Origin of the sequence: Streptomyces albus subsp. chlorinus (assembly GCF_013302895.1) — a bacterium.
Taxonomy (GTDB): Bacteria; Actinomycetota; Actinomycetes; order Streptomycetales; family Streptomycetaceae; genus Streptomyces; species Streptomyces chlorinus.
In genome coordinates this window covers 5,601,179-5,615,645 of sequence record NZ_VJOK01000001.1, presented here as the reverse complement: position 1 = coordinate 5,615,645, position 14,467 = coordinate 5,601,179, and the positions used below count along the sequence as shown (strand labels likewise).

Annotated in this window: 6 protein-coding genes and 1 pseudogene; 1 reads left to right on the top strand and 6 read right to left on the bottom strand. The window is 74.1% G+C overall.

Translation table 11 applies throughout. The features are described 5' to 3' along the window. Positions 1-22 precede the first annotated feature (22 nt). Positions 23-3,922 (top strand): SCO5717 family growth-regulating ATPase, encoded by a 3,900-nt coding sequence (locus FM076_RS34145; protein WP_345945203.1) that lies wholly within the window; start codon positions 23-25, stop codon positions 3,920-3,922. A 637-nt stretch (positions 3,923-4,559) separates the two neighbouring features. Here FM076_RS34145 and FM076_RS24655 read toward each other — a convergent pair. The 6 genes and pseudogenes from FM076_RS24655 to infB all read right to left on the bottom strand — a co-directional run. Next, complete coding sequence (locus FM076_RS24655) at positions 4,560-5,504, bottom strand: bifunctional riboflavin kinase/FAD synthetase (protein ID WP_173873112.1); 945 nt, start codon at positions 5,502-5,504, stop codon at positions 4,560-4,562. 224 nt (positions 5,505-5,728) lie between these two features. Continuing rightward, positions 5,729-9,946 carry a serine protease gene (locus tag FM076_RS24650; protein ID WP_173873111.1) on the bottom strand — a complete coding sequence of 1,406 codons (4,218 nt, stop codon included), beginning with the start codon at positions 9,944-9,946 and terminating at the stop codon, positions 5,729-5,731. A gap of 319 nt (positions 9,947-10,265) precedes the next feature. Then, on the bottom strand, positions 10,266-11,192 hold the full coding sequence (truB, locus tag FM076_RS24645) for a tRNA pseudouridine(55) synthase TruB (RefSeq protein WP_173873110.1): 927 nt from the start codon (positions 11,190-11,192) through the stop codon (positions 10,266-10,268). A 3-nt stretch (positions 11,193-11,195) separates the two neighbouring features. After that, positions 11,196-11,678: a 30S ribosome-binding factor RbfA gene (gene rbfA, locus FM076_RS24640; RefSeq protein WP_173873109.1), complete on the bottom strand. Its 483-nt coding sequence runs from the start codon at positions 11,676-11,678 to the stop codon at positions 11,196-11,198. A gap of 97 nt (positions 11,679-11,775) precedes the next feature. Further along, on the bottom strand, positions 11,776-12,072 hold the full coding sequence (locus FM076_RS24635) for a DUF503 domain-containing protein (protein WP_173873108.1): 297 nt from the start codon (positions 12,070-12,072) through the stop codon (positions 11,776-11,778). Positions 12,073-12,349: 277 nt separating this feature from the next. Then, positions 12,350-14,467 (bottom strand): annotated as a pseudogene (infB, locus tag FM076_RS24630) (translation initiation factor IF-2); the annotation flags it as partial.

Genomic DNA, 14,467 nt, shown 5'->3' with positions numbered 1-14,467 from the left:
AATGACCACAGCAGGAGGCATTGTGAGCAGCGACCGGGACGAGATCCGCGTCCGCGGGACCATGCCCGGTTCCGAACAGCTCGACGCGGAAGCGGATGCCGAGAGCGAAATGGAGTCGACCGGGCAGTTCACGATCGACTACACACCGCCCGCCTGGTACACGCAGAACGCGGCCGGCACAGCGGAGCCGGAGAGCACACCGGCGCACCCGTCCCAGGAAGGGCCCACGGACTTCGCGGCGCCCGCCTCGTCGAGCGGAGCGGACGAGGACGCACGCGCCGGCCAGGGCGGGGCCGACTGGTGGACGGCCTCGGCACCGACGAGCACGCCCCCGCCGCCGCCGGCACCACCCGTTCCGGACCTTGCGCCCCGGCCGGACGCGGCGCCGTCGAACACCTTTGACGACGCGCCCTCGGACGAGGCGTTCGGCACGGCCTCACAGGCGTCCGACTCGCGGGTGGACGCGGCTTCCCCGTCCGACCTGCCATCCTTCCCCTCGCTGCGGCCGTACCGCGAGGAGAGCGCGGAAGCCCACGGCGACCACGACGCGTGGGACGCTACGACGGATACTCCGGCACGGGACGCCGCCTCAGAGGCTCCGGCACAGGACGCCGCCGCGACGGACGCTCCGGAGGAACCGCGTGCGGTCCGGGAGGAGCCGTTCCCGCGCGAAGAGACGTCCGGACGCGAACAGGTAACCGTGTTCGAAGAGCTGACGGCACGCGGCGAGGCGCCCGCGCGGGAGGACGACGAGGAACGGCGTGCCGAACGGGCGGAGGAGCCGCCGGTAGCGAACTTCTCGCTGGACCCTTCCTTCGACCGCCCCGTGACGGACCCGGACGCGGCTTCGGTCCGCGACGCGGACATGAGTGCGACGACGCCCGGGGCCGCGGAGTCGGCCCCGGGCGGACGCGTGGCGTCCGACGCGGACGTGGCCTCGGAGAAGGACGCTGAGCCGGAGGGCGGGGGTGCCGCGGGCTGGGACGACGTGCTGGGCCCTGACTCCTTCGGGGCGGAATCCTGGGAGGCGGCGGCGCTCGAGCCGGAGGTCGAGCGTGGAACCGAGCGGGAGCGCGACGCCGACGGTGACCGTGACGGTGACGCAGCGGACGCCTCGACGGCTCCCCCGGAAGCGGGCGACCCGTGGGGCCCGGCGGCCCCGGCAGACCCGACCGCGACAGCCGGCTCGGACGCATCGGCGGGCGCCGCACCGAGTTGGCGTGCCTCCTCCCCCGAGCCCCCCTCCGGTCCGGAACCGGAGTCCCCGGCCAGGCCCACCGCCGAGGACGGCGCCACCATGCGCTTCTCCGCCTCGGCACTGCGCCGGGAGATCGCGGCCTACGCGGCGCAGGAAGAGCGCGAGCGTGACGAGGCCGGCGACGCCCCCGCCGGCGAGCCGGCCCGTCCCGGCACCTCGGCCGGCGGTACCGGCCGTACCGGCGAAGAGCCGCCGACCGACGCCGCATCAGGCGGAAGCGAGGGGGCCGCCCGGCCGGAGCGGGAGGAGCGGGCGGCCCGCACGTCCGAGCCGCAGGACGCGATGTCCCCGTCGTACGACTTCGACCTCACGGCGCCCTCCAGCACCCGCCGGTACGAGGCTCCGCCGTCGACGCCGTCCCCCTCGCCCTCTTCCGAGGCACCGCGAGAGGAAGCCCTCTGGTCAGCCTCCCCCGCCACGGAGGGCGGCCGGCCCACCGAGAACGCGGAGGCCCTTCCTCCGCTGCCCCCGGACTTCCAGCCCGCGGCGTCGGCCCCGCCGGCCGGCACGCCATGGCCGGTTCCGGACACGGGCACGGGTACCGGTACGGGTACGGACGCAGACAGCACGGGCGCGGCGACGGGGGCCGGTGCCGGCGCCGAGCAGCCCGGTCACCGGAGCCGGGCGGAACCGCCCACGTCGTACGCGCTCCCCGCCCCGTACGCACCGCGGCAGCCGCAGGCACCGAAGTCCCCGGACACACCGGACACACCGGATACACCGGATACACCGCAGGCTGAGCAGCCGTCGCAGGTCCCTCAGTACCCGCGGGTGCCGCACGCTCCTCAGCAGAGCCCGCATGTCCCGGCGCAGCAGGGCGGTCCCGGCTGGAACCAGGGGGAGGCCCCGGGGAACGGCCCGGCGCAGCAGAGCCACTACGGCTACCCGCAGGCGACTCCGCAGCAGCCGCGCGGCGGCCCCGCGACGCCCCCGGCGCCGTCTCCCCACGCACAGCCCCGGTATGGGTACCCGGTTCCCGGACAGCCGGGACAACCCGGGCGACAAGGCCAGCCGGAGCAACCGGAGCAACAGGGCCAACCAGGACAGGGGGAGCAGCCGGGGCAGCAGCAGCCGGTGCCGCCCCAGGGGAGCGGACAGGGCGCCGTACCCGGGCAGTTCCCGGGGGCGGGCGCTCCGCAGCACCCCGAGAGCGGTCGCGACGGTCACGACGCTTACGGTGGCCAGGGCGGTCACGCCGGTACGCCTCCGCAGCTGCCCCAGGCGCCCCACGTTCCCCGGGCCCCCCATGGGCCGGGTCCGCAGGGGCAGGAACCGGGAGCCGTTCCGGGCCAGCGCCCCGGACAGCACCCCGCTCAGGCCGGGCCCGGGCCCCAGACCCAACTGCCCGGCCAGGCGCAGCCGTCCGCCCCGCAGCAGCCCCACGCGGCGCAACAGCCGCAGGCCGGTCAGCCGGGTCAGCAGGGTCAGCAGCCGCAGGCGGCCCACCAGCCCCTTCAGCCGCATCCGGGTGCCGTCGATCCGCGCCGGGTGGACCAGTCCGGTTCGCCGCTGGGTTACACGGCCGCCGTCGAGCTGTCGTCGGACCGGCTGATCAACAGCAAGAAGAAGCCGCGTCCGCAGTCGGGCAACAAGGGGCCGCGCTTCCGGTTCGGCGCCAAGAAGGAGGAGGCCGAGCGGCAGCGGAAGCTGGAGGTCATCCGCACGCCTGTGCTGTCGTGCTACCGGATCGCGGTCATCAGCCTCAAGGGCGGTGTCGGCAAGACGACCACGACCACGGCGCTGGGCGCCACGCTCGCCACCGAGCGCCAGGACAAGGTCATCGCCATCGACGCGAACCCGGACGCGGGCACGCTGGGCCGCCGCGTACGCCGGGAGACCGGTGCGACCATCCGCGACCTGGTGACGGCCATCCCGTACATCAACAGCTATATGGACATCCGCCGGTTCACCTCGCAGGCACCCTCCGGTCTGGAGATCCTCGCCAACGACGTCGACCCGGCGATCTCCACGACGTTCAACGACGACGACTACCGCCGCGTCATCGACGTGCTGGGCAAGCAGTACCCGATCATCCTGACCGACTCGGGCACCGGCCTGCTGTACTCGGCGATGCGGGGAGTCCTCGACCTCGCCGACCAGTTGATCATCATCTCCACGCCGTCCGTGGACGGCGCGAGCAGTGCCAGCACCACGCTCGACTGGCTGGCGGCGCACGGCTATTCGGACCTGGTGCAGCGGAGTATCACGGTGATCTCCGGGGTCCGCGAGACCGGGAAGATGATCCGGGTCGAGGACATCGTGGCCCACTTCGAGACCCGGTGCCGCGGCGTGATCACCGTCCCGTTCGACGAACACCTCGCGGCCGGGGCCGAGTTGGACCTCACCATGATGCGGCCGAGGACGCGGGAGGCGTATTTCAACCTGTCCGCCATGGTCGCGGAGGACTTCGTCCGCGCCCAGCGGGAGCAGGGCCTGTGGACGGCGGACGGGAGCAGCCCTCCGCCGCAGCTCGCCCCGCCGATGCCGGGGCAGGGCGGCGTGCCCGGCCCGGGGCCCGCGGGCCCGCCCGCGGCGGGACAGCAGCCCCAGCCGCCGTACGGCGCGGGCGGCGGTTACGGCTACCCCGGCCCCGCGCAGCCCGGTCACCCGGGTCATGCCGGTCACCCGGGACAGCCGCAGCCCGGCAGCGGCTGGAACCAGTAGCGCACGGGCCGCCTCGCCCGGCGCGCCCCCGACGGGACGCGCCGGGCAGAAGCGGACAGAGGCGGTCCGAGCTGCGCCAAACCGGACAGCGCCGGGCCGAGTTGGACCGAGCTGGGCCGGGCCCGGTCCGGCAGCACCCACCCGGGCGGGCGACGGCCGCGGTGGACAGGGCGGACAGGCGTGCGGCGAGGGGCCGACGGGTGATCCGCCGGCCCCTCCGCCGCACGCCGCTTCTCGCATCGTCTCCGGCCTGTCGCGCCGGACCTTTCGAGGGACCTGTCGCACCGGGCCTCCGGGCAGCCGCCCGGGGTGGCATCTCCGAACCGAGTCCGCACCGGTCGGGCGCCCGGGCCGGCCGAGCGTCCGGACCTGACCGGCTCGGAACCGAGTCGACCGAAACGGTGTCGGATCTGGACCAGGTCGAGCCGGAACCAGATCGGATCGGAACGAGGCCGAGCCAGAACCCGGGAGGATCGGAGCCAGGTCGAGCCCACCCAGCCAGGTCGAGCCCATCGAGCCCATCGAGTTGACCGACATCGGGTCGGGCCGACATCGAGTCAGGCCGACATCGTGTCGGGTTGGGTCGGCGCCGGGGCGGCCGGAACCGGTCGAGACCGGCGGTTTTCGGGCCGGTCCGTCAGCCCTCGGACGCCGCGACCATCCGCCTCGCCTCGTCGACGTCCTGGGCCATCCGCGCCTTCAGCGCGTCCAGCGTGTCGAACGTCTCCTGGCCGCGGATGTAGTCCAGGAAGTCCACACCGACGTGCAGTCCGTACAGATCGAGGCCGACACGGTCGATGGCGTACGCCTCCACGGTACGCTCGGTGCCCTCGAACTGGGGGTTGGTGCCGACGGAGATCGCGGCGGGCATCGCCTCGCCCTGGACCGTCAGCCAGCCCGCGTAGACGCCGTCGGCCGGGACGGCGGTGTGCGGCAGAGTCTCGACGTTCGCCGTCGGGTAGCCGAGTTCCCGGCCGCGCCGCGCTCCGCGCACCACGACGCCCTCGACACGGTGCGGCCTGCCCAGAACCTCGGCGGCACCGCGGACCTCGCCCGCGCCGATCAGCCGCCGCGCCATCGTGGAGGAGAACGCCTCGCCACTCTCGGCGCGCTCGAAGAGGTCCACGACGACGACGTCGTAGTCGTAGGTCTCCCCCAGCTCGGCGAGCGTCTCGACGGTGCCGGCGGCCTTGTGGCCGAAGCGGAAGTTGGGGCCCTCCACGACAGTGCGGGCGTGCAGCTTGTCGACGAGGACCTTCACCACGAAGTCGGCGGGCGCCAGCTTGGAGAACTCGGAGGTGAACGGCAGGACCAGCACGGCGTCCACGCCCAGCTCGCCCATGAGTTCGGCCCGCCGGTGGTGGGGGGCGAGCAGCGGGGGGTGGCTGCCGGGCCGGACGACCTCGCTGGGATGCGGGTCGAAGGTGACGACGACGGCGGGCACGTCCAGCTCCCTGGCCCGCTCCACCGCCTTGCCGATGATGAGCTGGTGTCCCCGGTGCACCCCGTCGTACGAGCCGATGGTGACGACGCTGCGCCCCCAGCCCTCGGGGATGTCCTCCAAGCCACGCCAGCGCTGCACGTCTGCTCCTCGTCGCTGCCTAGTCCGCTAGTTCGCCAGTGCCTGAGCCGATGGCGATGACGATGGTCTCGCCGGTCCAAGGGTGCCATGCCCCACCGCCGTGACCCGCACGGACCCACCTCCGGGGCCGCCGCCCGGACCCGGAGCCTCCTCCCCGGTCACGGGACGGCCCCGGGATCCGCGGTCCGCAGCTCATCCGGCCCCGGACTCACTCGTATACCGGCTCACCCGTATACCGGCTCGCCGGTCACCGGCCCCCTCTCGCCGCACACGCGGCGGATACCGGGTCCCGTGAGGGCCGACCATCTCTCCGGCGCCTCCGCCAGCCAGCCGCTGAGGGCCGCGGCGAAACCGGGCAGTTCATGGGCGAGGCGGACGAGCGCCCGGTCGAAGGCGTCCGCGCCGTCCGGCGTCGTGGCCATGCACAGCCCGATACGCCGCACGAGACGCTCCTCCGGCCCCGCCCAGGGCCCGGTCCGCGTACTCGCGCGCTCCCCACCCGATACGCACTCCCCGTGGGACCCGTGCTCTCCACCGGTCCCGCTCTTCCTGCCAGGCCCGTGCTCCCCACCCGACCCGCCCACGGGCTCCCCGTCGGACCGCGCAGGTGCCGCCGCACGGAGCTCTTCCCCGGACCGGCTTCCGCAGGGCTCCGTCCCCGGGTCGGGGCCCGGACCCGGACCCGGCTCCCGGCGAGGTTCCGGGAGGGGCCGTCGTCGTGCCACGGCGTCCAGCGCGGCCTCCAGTACGGACGGATCGGCCTCGTCGGCCAGCAGGAGGTCCAGTAGTTCGTCGCGCAGCGGCCCCTCCCCCGCCGCGAGCACCCCCGCGACCCGTGCCCGGAAGGCGGCGTCCTGTTCGCGCAGCACTTCCGCCACCATGGGGCGGAGCACCGCGCGGGCGGCCGGACCGTGGCGCAGCCGGGTCGCGAGGTAGGCGGCCACGTCGTCGCGGGCCTGCCGGGGATGCCGGGCGGTGTACTCCCGTACCAGACAGGCCGCGCGCCGGGCCAGTGCCGGGGTACGCAGCCGGGCGAGCGCCCGTACCGCCCGGGACTGCGCCGTCGGGGAGCCGGGACCGGTCAGCAGGGTGCGCAGGGCGCCGAACACCGGCTGCGGATGGGTTGCCGCGGCCGGACCGAGTGCGGCGGCCAGGCCGGTGTCACCCCGCGCGGCGAAGCACCGCAGAGCGGCCTCCAGGTACCGCGAACGGCTCGTCGGGTCCCGGACGAGCACCGCGAGGGCGGCGTCGTGCAGGGGTCCGGGTCCCGGGCGGCGCAGCAGTGCGCGCGCCGCGCGCCGCAACAGCTCCCGGTCGCCCTCGGTACGGGCGAGGCACGCGGCCCGCAGACCGTACGCGGCGGCGGCCTCCCCGCGCGCGTCCCGCATGTCGCGGGCCCACCGTTCGACGGCCCGGCACAGGGCGGACGTCTCGTCGCGGACCAGTTCGGCCAGCAGCTCGTCGGCACGGGGGTGCGCGGCGTCCAGGAGGGCCTCGCACAGGTCGTCCACGGCATGCTTCCTGCGGGTGTGCAGCAACGCCTGCGCCGCCGCGGCGACGGTGGGCAGGGGCGCGCCCGTCACGTCGGTACGGGGGCGCAGCGGGCGCAGATCGCTCAGCCACTCGCACAACAGCGGTTGCAGCGCGCGGGGTTCCGCGGCGAGAAGCCCGTCCAGGACGTCGAGGTAGCGGCCCTCGGGACCGGGCGTGTCAGGGGGCGGGTCGGCGGGGAGCAGGATCCGCAGCAGTTCCGCCTTGGCGGCGGCTCCCAGCGGCAGCCGACGCCAGAACGCGGGCCCGAACCCGGACCGGAGCCCGGCCCCGGGTACCGCCCGGGGCTCGTCCGCCCGGAAGCTGTTCCGCACGTCGTTACCGCCACCGCGGCGCTTGGCGAGGCGCTCGGCCAGGCTCCGCAGCACATGGAGGTACGGACGGGCGTCGGGCAACCGCAGCAGCGTCTCGCGCAGCAGCCGGGTGGCCCACCACACCGCCTCGCTGTCCGTCCGGGCACCCGCCGTAGCGCCGCCCTCCGTACCCTCCGCGTCCGCCGCGCACACCAGCCGCTGAAGGCGGAGGGCGAGCATCTCCGCGCCGTCCCGACGGTCGCACAGCAGCAGCGCCTGGAGGACGGGCCCGATACGGTGCCGGGGTACCGGAAGCGCGTCGGCGGCCGTCGCACGCCGGTGCACCAACGCGTCCAGGGCTCCGTCGAGGTCGAGGTGCCGCCCCTGGAGCCAGTCGGCGAACTCCTCGTCCACGAAGCGGTACCCCTCACCGGCCGGGGCCAACACGCCCTCCGCGAGCACCGCCGCGGCCCACCCACCCCTCCAGGGGAACAACTCCTCGAAGGCGCCGCGGCTCAATTCCCCCTGCCCCGGGCCCAGACAGCGCCGTGCCGCCTCGTGCAGCTGCCCGGCGACACGGGCCGCCAGCCGGCGGACGGCCCCGGGCGACGGGGGCGTCGGCGGGGCCGTGCAGGTGTCCCCTGAGTTCCCGTCGTCCCCTGTGTTCCCGTCGTCCCCTGTGTTCCCGTTCGCTGTGTCCGCGTCCGCTCTCCCTCCCGGCTCCCTGCCCCCTCCTCCCCCGTCACCGCCGTCATCACCGTCACCGCCGTCACCTCTCGCGTCCTCGCCGTGCCGCTCCGCGAGGCGCTGTGCGATGCGGAGGGCGAGCAGGTGGCAGAACGCGGAGAAGATGTCGTGCCGGTCCGGTCGCTCTCCTGCCTTCCCGGTGAGCGTGGGGTCCTCCTGTGTGCCCTCCATGTGGGCGCCCTGTGCGGTGCCTGTCCGCACGCCCTGTGGGGAGCCTGTCCGTGCACCCTGTGCGGCACGTACCTGGGCCAGCATGCGCATCACGAGGGGGTGCCCTTCGTCGTCCGGGGCCAGTGCGCCGTCCGGCAGGCCGTAAGCCGCTCGCGCCCGTGCCGCCTGGCGGGGTGGCAGGTCCTCCAGCGGCACCCACCCAGTGGTTCCCTCCGGCGCGTACAGCAGGTCAGCGGGAAACAACGCGGCGGCCTGCTCGGCGAATTCGGGCCGGCAGGCGAGGACCAGCCGCGCACCGGCCGCCCGCAACCAGCCGGCCGTGCGGATCGTCCAGTGCCGCAGCCGGTGGGCGAGGTGGGGCGGCATCTCCTCCGGTGCGTCCAGCAGGACGAGGAGCGGACGTCCGCCCGCGCGGGACAGGCGTGCGACCACGTCGGGGTCACTGTCCCGGGGATCGCCGACCAGCACCGGCCCACTGCCCGCATCCGGTTCGCCGTCCGGCGGCGGTGCGGCCGCGTCCGTCCGGACCGGGGCCGTGAGGGCCCGGCCCGCCGTCGTCAGGGCACGCCCGACGGCCTCCCGCAGGCTTCCGTCGTCCGCCCGCAGGTCGGCGCCGCGCAGCCAGACGCTGGGCGCCGGTACCGCCGCGCGGGAACGGCGGGCGGCGAGGGCGGCCAGCTCGGTGGTCCGGCCGGTACCGGGGTCGCCCGCCAGCACGGCCACGGTCGCCGAGCTGTGCGGGAACCGGTCCAGCAGCCCCGCCGCCCCGGGACGGGCGACCGCGTGGGCGCACCGCTCCACCGCGGGTCCCACCGAGGCGGCGGACAGCCGCAGCACACCGGCCAGGTTCAGGTCGGGACCGAAGCCGGGCGCACAGGCGCCGTTGCGCCGCAGCAGAGTGCCCAAAGGCCCGTCGGGGTCCAGCACGGACGCCACCGGCAGCGGCACGGCGAAGGCGTGCCGCTGGGAGGGCGCACCGGCGGAGGGTGCCTGCCCGGACGCGGAAGGAGCCGGCTCGCTCCGCGCCTGCTGCTGCCGCGCCTGCTCGCTCCGCGCAAGCTCGGTTCGCGCGTGTTCGCTCCGCGCGTGCCCGGTTCGCGCGTGTGCGGTTCGCGCGTGTGCGGAGGGAGCAGGCGCGGAGGGAGCAAGCACGGTGGGCGCGGGCGCGGCGCTCGCGTGCCCGGTGGGGGCGTAGGCCGCGGAGCCGTCGAAAGCCGTGCCGAGGACGCCGAGCACGGCGCCGGTGGCCGCGTCCACGACGGGTGCCCCGGACGTCTCGCGGCACAGCACCGGCCGGGCACCGGCCGTGTCGGCCAGGGCGAGGCGCAGCACCTGTTCCAAGGAGTACCGGCGGGCGGCGGAGGCGTAGGCGGCACCCACGGTGTCCTCCAGGCGGGCGGCGAGGGGGCCTTCCTTGGTGAGGACGCGCACCTCGCCACCGGGGCCGGGGCGGTCACCGCCGATCACCAGGGGCGCCAGACCGAGCCCCCGGGTGCGGATGAGCGCGAGGTTCCATTCGGGCAGGGGCGTGATGTCGCAGGCGGCCACCGCGCACGAGGTCTCCCCCGCGTGGAGGACCGCTCGGCCCAGACCGTCCACCGCTTCATGGCTGGTGACCACGGTTCCCAGGTCGTCGGCGGGGAACCCGGTCCCCCGCGGCCGTCCCGCCAGGTCTCTCACGCACACCAGCGTGGGTCTCCCGTACACCGCCGACATGGTCCCCCTTCCGCGCTGCCCGCACCGCAGCCTCGACCGTAGAGCCGAGTTGATCAGCGGCGACAGGCCCGGCGGGGAACGCGCCCCCACCCGCGCCCGCGCTTCACACCGAGCGCCTGCCCACCCGGGTGAAACAGGGGCCGTTCAGGGATGGAGCCGCACAGGTCACCCACACGAGGGCGGATACGTCACCCACACGAAGACGAAATGCGCCGCGCAAGCGGCGCATTCGAAGGGCACCCGGAACCGGACCGGTCACGCGGAACCGGTCACATGAAACCGTTCACACGAAGACGGCGAGGCTCTTCGCCCTGCCCCCCTGCTCCCGCACGAGCGCGACGAACTCCTCGCCCGGGCCGAAGACCGCCACCGGGCCCGGCCCCAACCCCTGGGCGGGCATCCGCAGTTGGACTCCGTTGCCGATACGCCGCGCCTGCTCCTCGTCCAGGTCCCAGCGGGGGAACGCGGCGGCAGCCGCCTCTCCCAGCGGCAGCACCGGCAGCGGTTCGCCGGCGTCCAGGCGCTCCTGGAGCCGATCCAGCGTGTGGGCGCCGTCCAGCTTGTAGGGTCCCACCCGGGTGCGCCGCAGCGCCGTGAGGTGTCCGCCCGTGCCGAGGGCCGCGCCCAGGTCGCGGGCGAGCGCGCGCACATAGGTGCCGGACGAGCACACCACCGACACCAGCAGGTCGGTGACCGGGGTGCCGTCCCCGGCGGTCTCCTGACGCAGGTCGTGCACCACGAACGCGGATACGGTGACCGGCCGGGCGGCCAGCTCCACCTGTTCGCCCTCGCGCACCCGCGCGTAGGCACGCTTGCCGTCCACCTTGACCGCGCTGACGGCGGAGGGGACCTGCTGGATCTCGCCGGTCAGCGAGGCGACGGCCGCCTCCACCCGCGCCCGGTCGAGGTCCTCGGCGCCGCGGGAGGCGGTGATCTCCCCCTCGGCATCCTCGGTGACGGTCTCCTGCCCGAGCCGGACCGTCGCCACGTACTCCTTCTCCGTCAGGGCGAGATGGCCGAGCAGCCGGGTCGCCCGTTCGGTGCCGATGACCAGGACACCGGTGGCCATCGGGTCCAGCGTCCCGGCGTGCCCCACGCGCCGGGTACGGGCCATGCCGCGCAGCTTGGCCACGACGTCGTGGGAGGTGAACCCGGCGGGCTTGTCGACGACGATCAGCCCGCCGGGGCCGTTGTCTCTCTTGCGTGCCACGGGTCAGGCGCTCTCGTCCTCGCCGTCCTCGTCCTCGACGCCGTCCGGCTCGTCGAGGCCGGGCTCGCCGGGCTTGCGGTAGGGGTCGGCCTCGCCCGCGTAGGAGGCCCCCGAGGACGCCTTGCGGACCTCCTCGTCGGCGGCCCGCGCCCTCGCGAGCGCCTCGTCGATGGTCTTGGCGTTCTCGGGCAGCGCGTCCGCCACGAACGTCAGGCTCGGGGTGTGCTTGATGCCCGCCGCCCTGCCGACCGCGGTGCGGAGCACGCCCTTGGCGCTCTCCAGACCGGCCGCGGCGGCCTTGCGGTCCTCCTCGTCGCCGTAAACGGTGTAGAAGACCGTCGCTTCCCGCAGGTCCCCGGTGACGCGGGTGTCCGTGACGGTCACATGTGTGCCGAGCCGCGGGTCCTTGATCCCCCGGTGCAGCTTCTCCGCGACCACCTCACGGATGAGGTCTGCCAGCCTCTTGGCCCGTGCGTTGTCGGCCACTGGTCCGTCTCCTTGCTCTGCGCCGCGCGCTCGCACGCGCCGCGGCTCTTGTGCGTCTTTGCGTCTGTGCGACGTCGCGTCGTCGCCGTCTGTGCGTCTATTCGTCGTCGTCGCCGTGGAACCGCCGCCGGACGGACAGCAGCTCCACCTCGGGACGCGCCGCGACCAGCCGCTCGCAGCGGTCGAGCACGTCACTGAGGTGCCCCGCGTCCCCGGAGACCGCCGCGAGGCCGATGTGGGCCCTGCGGTAGAGGTTCTGCTCCCCCGTCTCCGCCACGCTGACCGCGTACTTGCGCTGCAGCTCGGCGACGAGGGGACGGACGACGGAGCGCTTCTCCTTGAGCGACCGCACGTCGCCGAGGAGCAGATCGAAGGACAGCGTCCCTACGTACATACCGTGCGGGTCAAGCCACCCGTGGGGCCTTGGGGACGCCTCCCAGCGGCGGCTGGAAGGCGGTAGGCGTCTTAGGCACCGTACACGCAACGGCCGGGGCCGATCGACGGATTTCCCCGCCGACCGGCCCCGACCCGAGTCGCTCCGGCACGGCCGCCTCACGGGCGGCCGCTCCGGTCGGAGGCGGGACCACTCCCGCCTCCCGCCTTGCCCTTCCCCGGCTGCCGCCGGGGGCCCAGGCCCGGCCGCCCCAGGGCGGCCGGGCCTGGGCACGGCATCACGCGCGGGGCTTCTCCCGCATCTCGTAGGTGGTGATGACGTCGTCCACCTTGATGTCGTTGAAGTTCCCGAGGTTGATACCGCCCTCGAAGCCTTCGCGGATCTCGGTGACGTCGTCCTTGAAGCGGCGCAGGCCCTCGATGGTGAGGTTCTCCGCCACGACCTTGCCGTCGCGCACGACGCGGGCCTTGGAGTTCCTGCGCACCTCGCCGGAGCGGATGATGACACCGGCGATGTTGCCCAGCTTGGACGACCGGAAGATCTCGCGGATCTCCGCCGTACCCAGCTCGACCTCTTCGTACTCGGGCTTGAGCATGCCCTTGAGGGCCGCCTCGATCTCCTCGATCACCTGGTAGATGACCGAGTAGTAGCGGACGTCCACGCCCTCGCGCTCGGCCATCTGCGTCGCGCGCCCCTCGGCGCGGACGTTGAAGCCGATGACGATGGCGTCGGAGCCGGTCGCCAGGTCGATGTCGGTCTCGGTGACCGCACCCACACCGCGGTGCAGGATGCGCAGGTCCACCTCTTCGCCGACGTCGAGCTGGAGCAGCGAGGACTCCAGGGCCTCGACCGAACCGGACGCGTCGCCCTTGATGATGAGGTTGAGCTGCTGCACCTCGCCCGCCTTGAGCACCTTGTCCAGGTCCTCCAGGGAGACCCGGCGGGTCCGCTTGGCGAAGGCCGCGTTCCGCTCGCGGGCGGCACGCTTCTCGGCGATCTGACGGGCCGTACGGTCCTCGTCCACCACCAGGAAGTTGTCGCCGGCGCCCGGGACATTGGTCAGGCCGAGCACCAGGACGGGGGTCGAGGGACCCGCTTCCTTGATGTTCTCGCCCTTGTCGTCGAGCATCGCGCGGACCCGGCCGTAGGCGTCGCCCACGACCATGGTCTCGCCGACCCGGAGGGTGCCGCGCTGGACCAGCACGGTCGCCACGGCACCGCGGCCGCGGTCGAGGTGGGCCTCGATCGCGATGCCCTGGGCGTCCTGGTCCGGGTTGGCCCGCAGGTCGAGCGCCGCGTCCGCGGTGAGGACCACGGCCTCCAGCAGCTCGTCGATGTTGGTGCCCTGGCGCGCGGAGATGTCGACGAACATCGTGTCGCCGCCGTACTCCTCGGCCACCAGCCCGTACTCGGTCAGCTGGCCGCGGACCTTGGTCGGGTCGGCGCCCTCGACGTCGATCTTGTTGACCGCGACGACGATCGGCACATCGGCCGCCTTGGCGTGGTTGAGCGCCTCGACGGTCTGCGGCATCACGCCGTCGTTGGCCGCGACCACGAGGATCGCGATGTCGGTCGACTTGGCACCGCGGGCACGCATGGCGGTGAACGCCTCGTGGCCCGGGGTGTCGATGAAGGTGATCTTGCGCTCTTCGCCGTTCACCTCGGTCGACGCCTGGTAGGCACCGATGTGCTGGGTGATGCCGCCGGCCTCGCCCTCGATGACGTTGGTCTTCCGGATGGCGTCCAGAAGCCGCGTCTTACCGTGGTCGACGTGACCCATGACGGTCACCACCGGCGGACGCGGCGCGAGCGCCGTCTCGCCGCCCTCGTCCTCGCCGAACTCGATGTCGAAGGACTCGAGCAGCTCGCGGTCCTCCTCCTCCGGGCTGACGATCTGGACGGTGTAGTTCATCTCGTCGCCGAGCAGCTGCAGCGTCTCGTCGGAGACGGACTGGGTCGCGGTGACCATCTCACCCAGGTTGAACATGACCTGGACCAGCGACGCCGGGTTGGCGTTGATCTTCTCCGCGAAGTCCGTGAGCGAGGCACCACGCGACAGCCGGACGGTCTCGCCCTTGCCGCGCGGCAGCATCACACCGCCGACGGACGGCGCCTGCATCTGCTCGTACTCCTGGCGCCGCTGCCGCTTCGACTTGCGGCCACGACGGGCCGGACCGCCGGGACGGCCGAAGGCACCCTGTGTGCCGCCACGGCCACCGGGACCACCCGGACGACCGGCGAAACCGGGACGGCCACCGCCACCGGGACGGCCGGCGAAACCGCCGCCACCGCCACCGGGACGACCGCCGCCGCCACCGCCGCCGCCGGGGCGGCCGGCGAAACCGGGACGGCCACCGCCGCCCGGAGCGGCCACCGCCGCCACCGGGACCACCGC

Bases quoted from the DNA above. Each gene is read 5' to 3' on its own strand.
- FM076_RS24635 (WP_173873108.1), bottom strand. From the start codon at position 12,072: ATGTACGTAGGGACGCTGTCCTTCGATCTGCTCCTCGGCGACGTGCGG.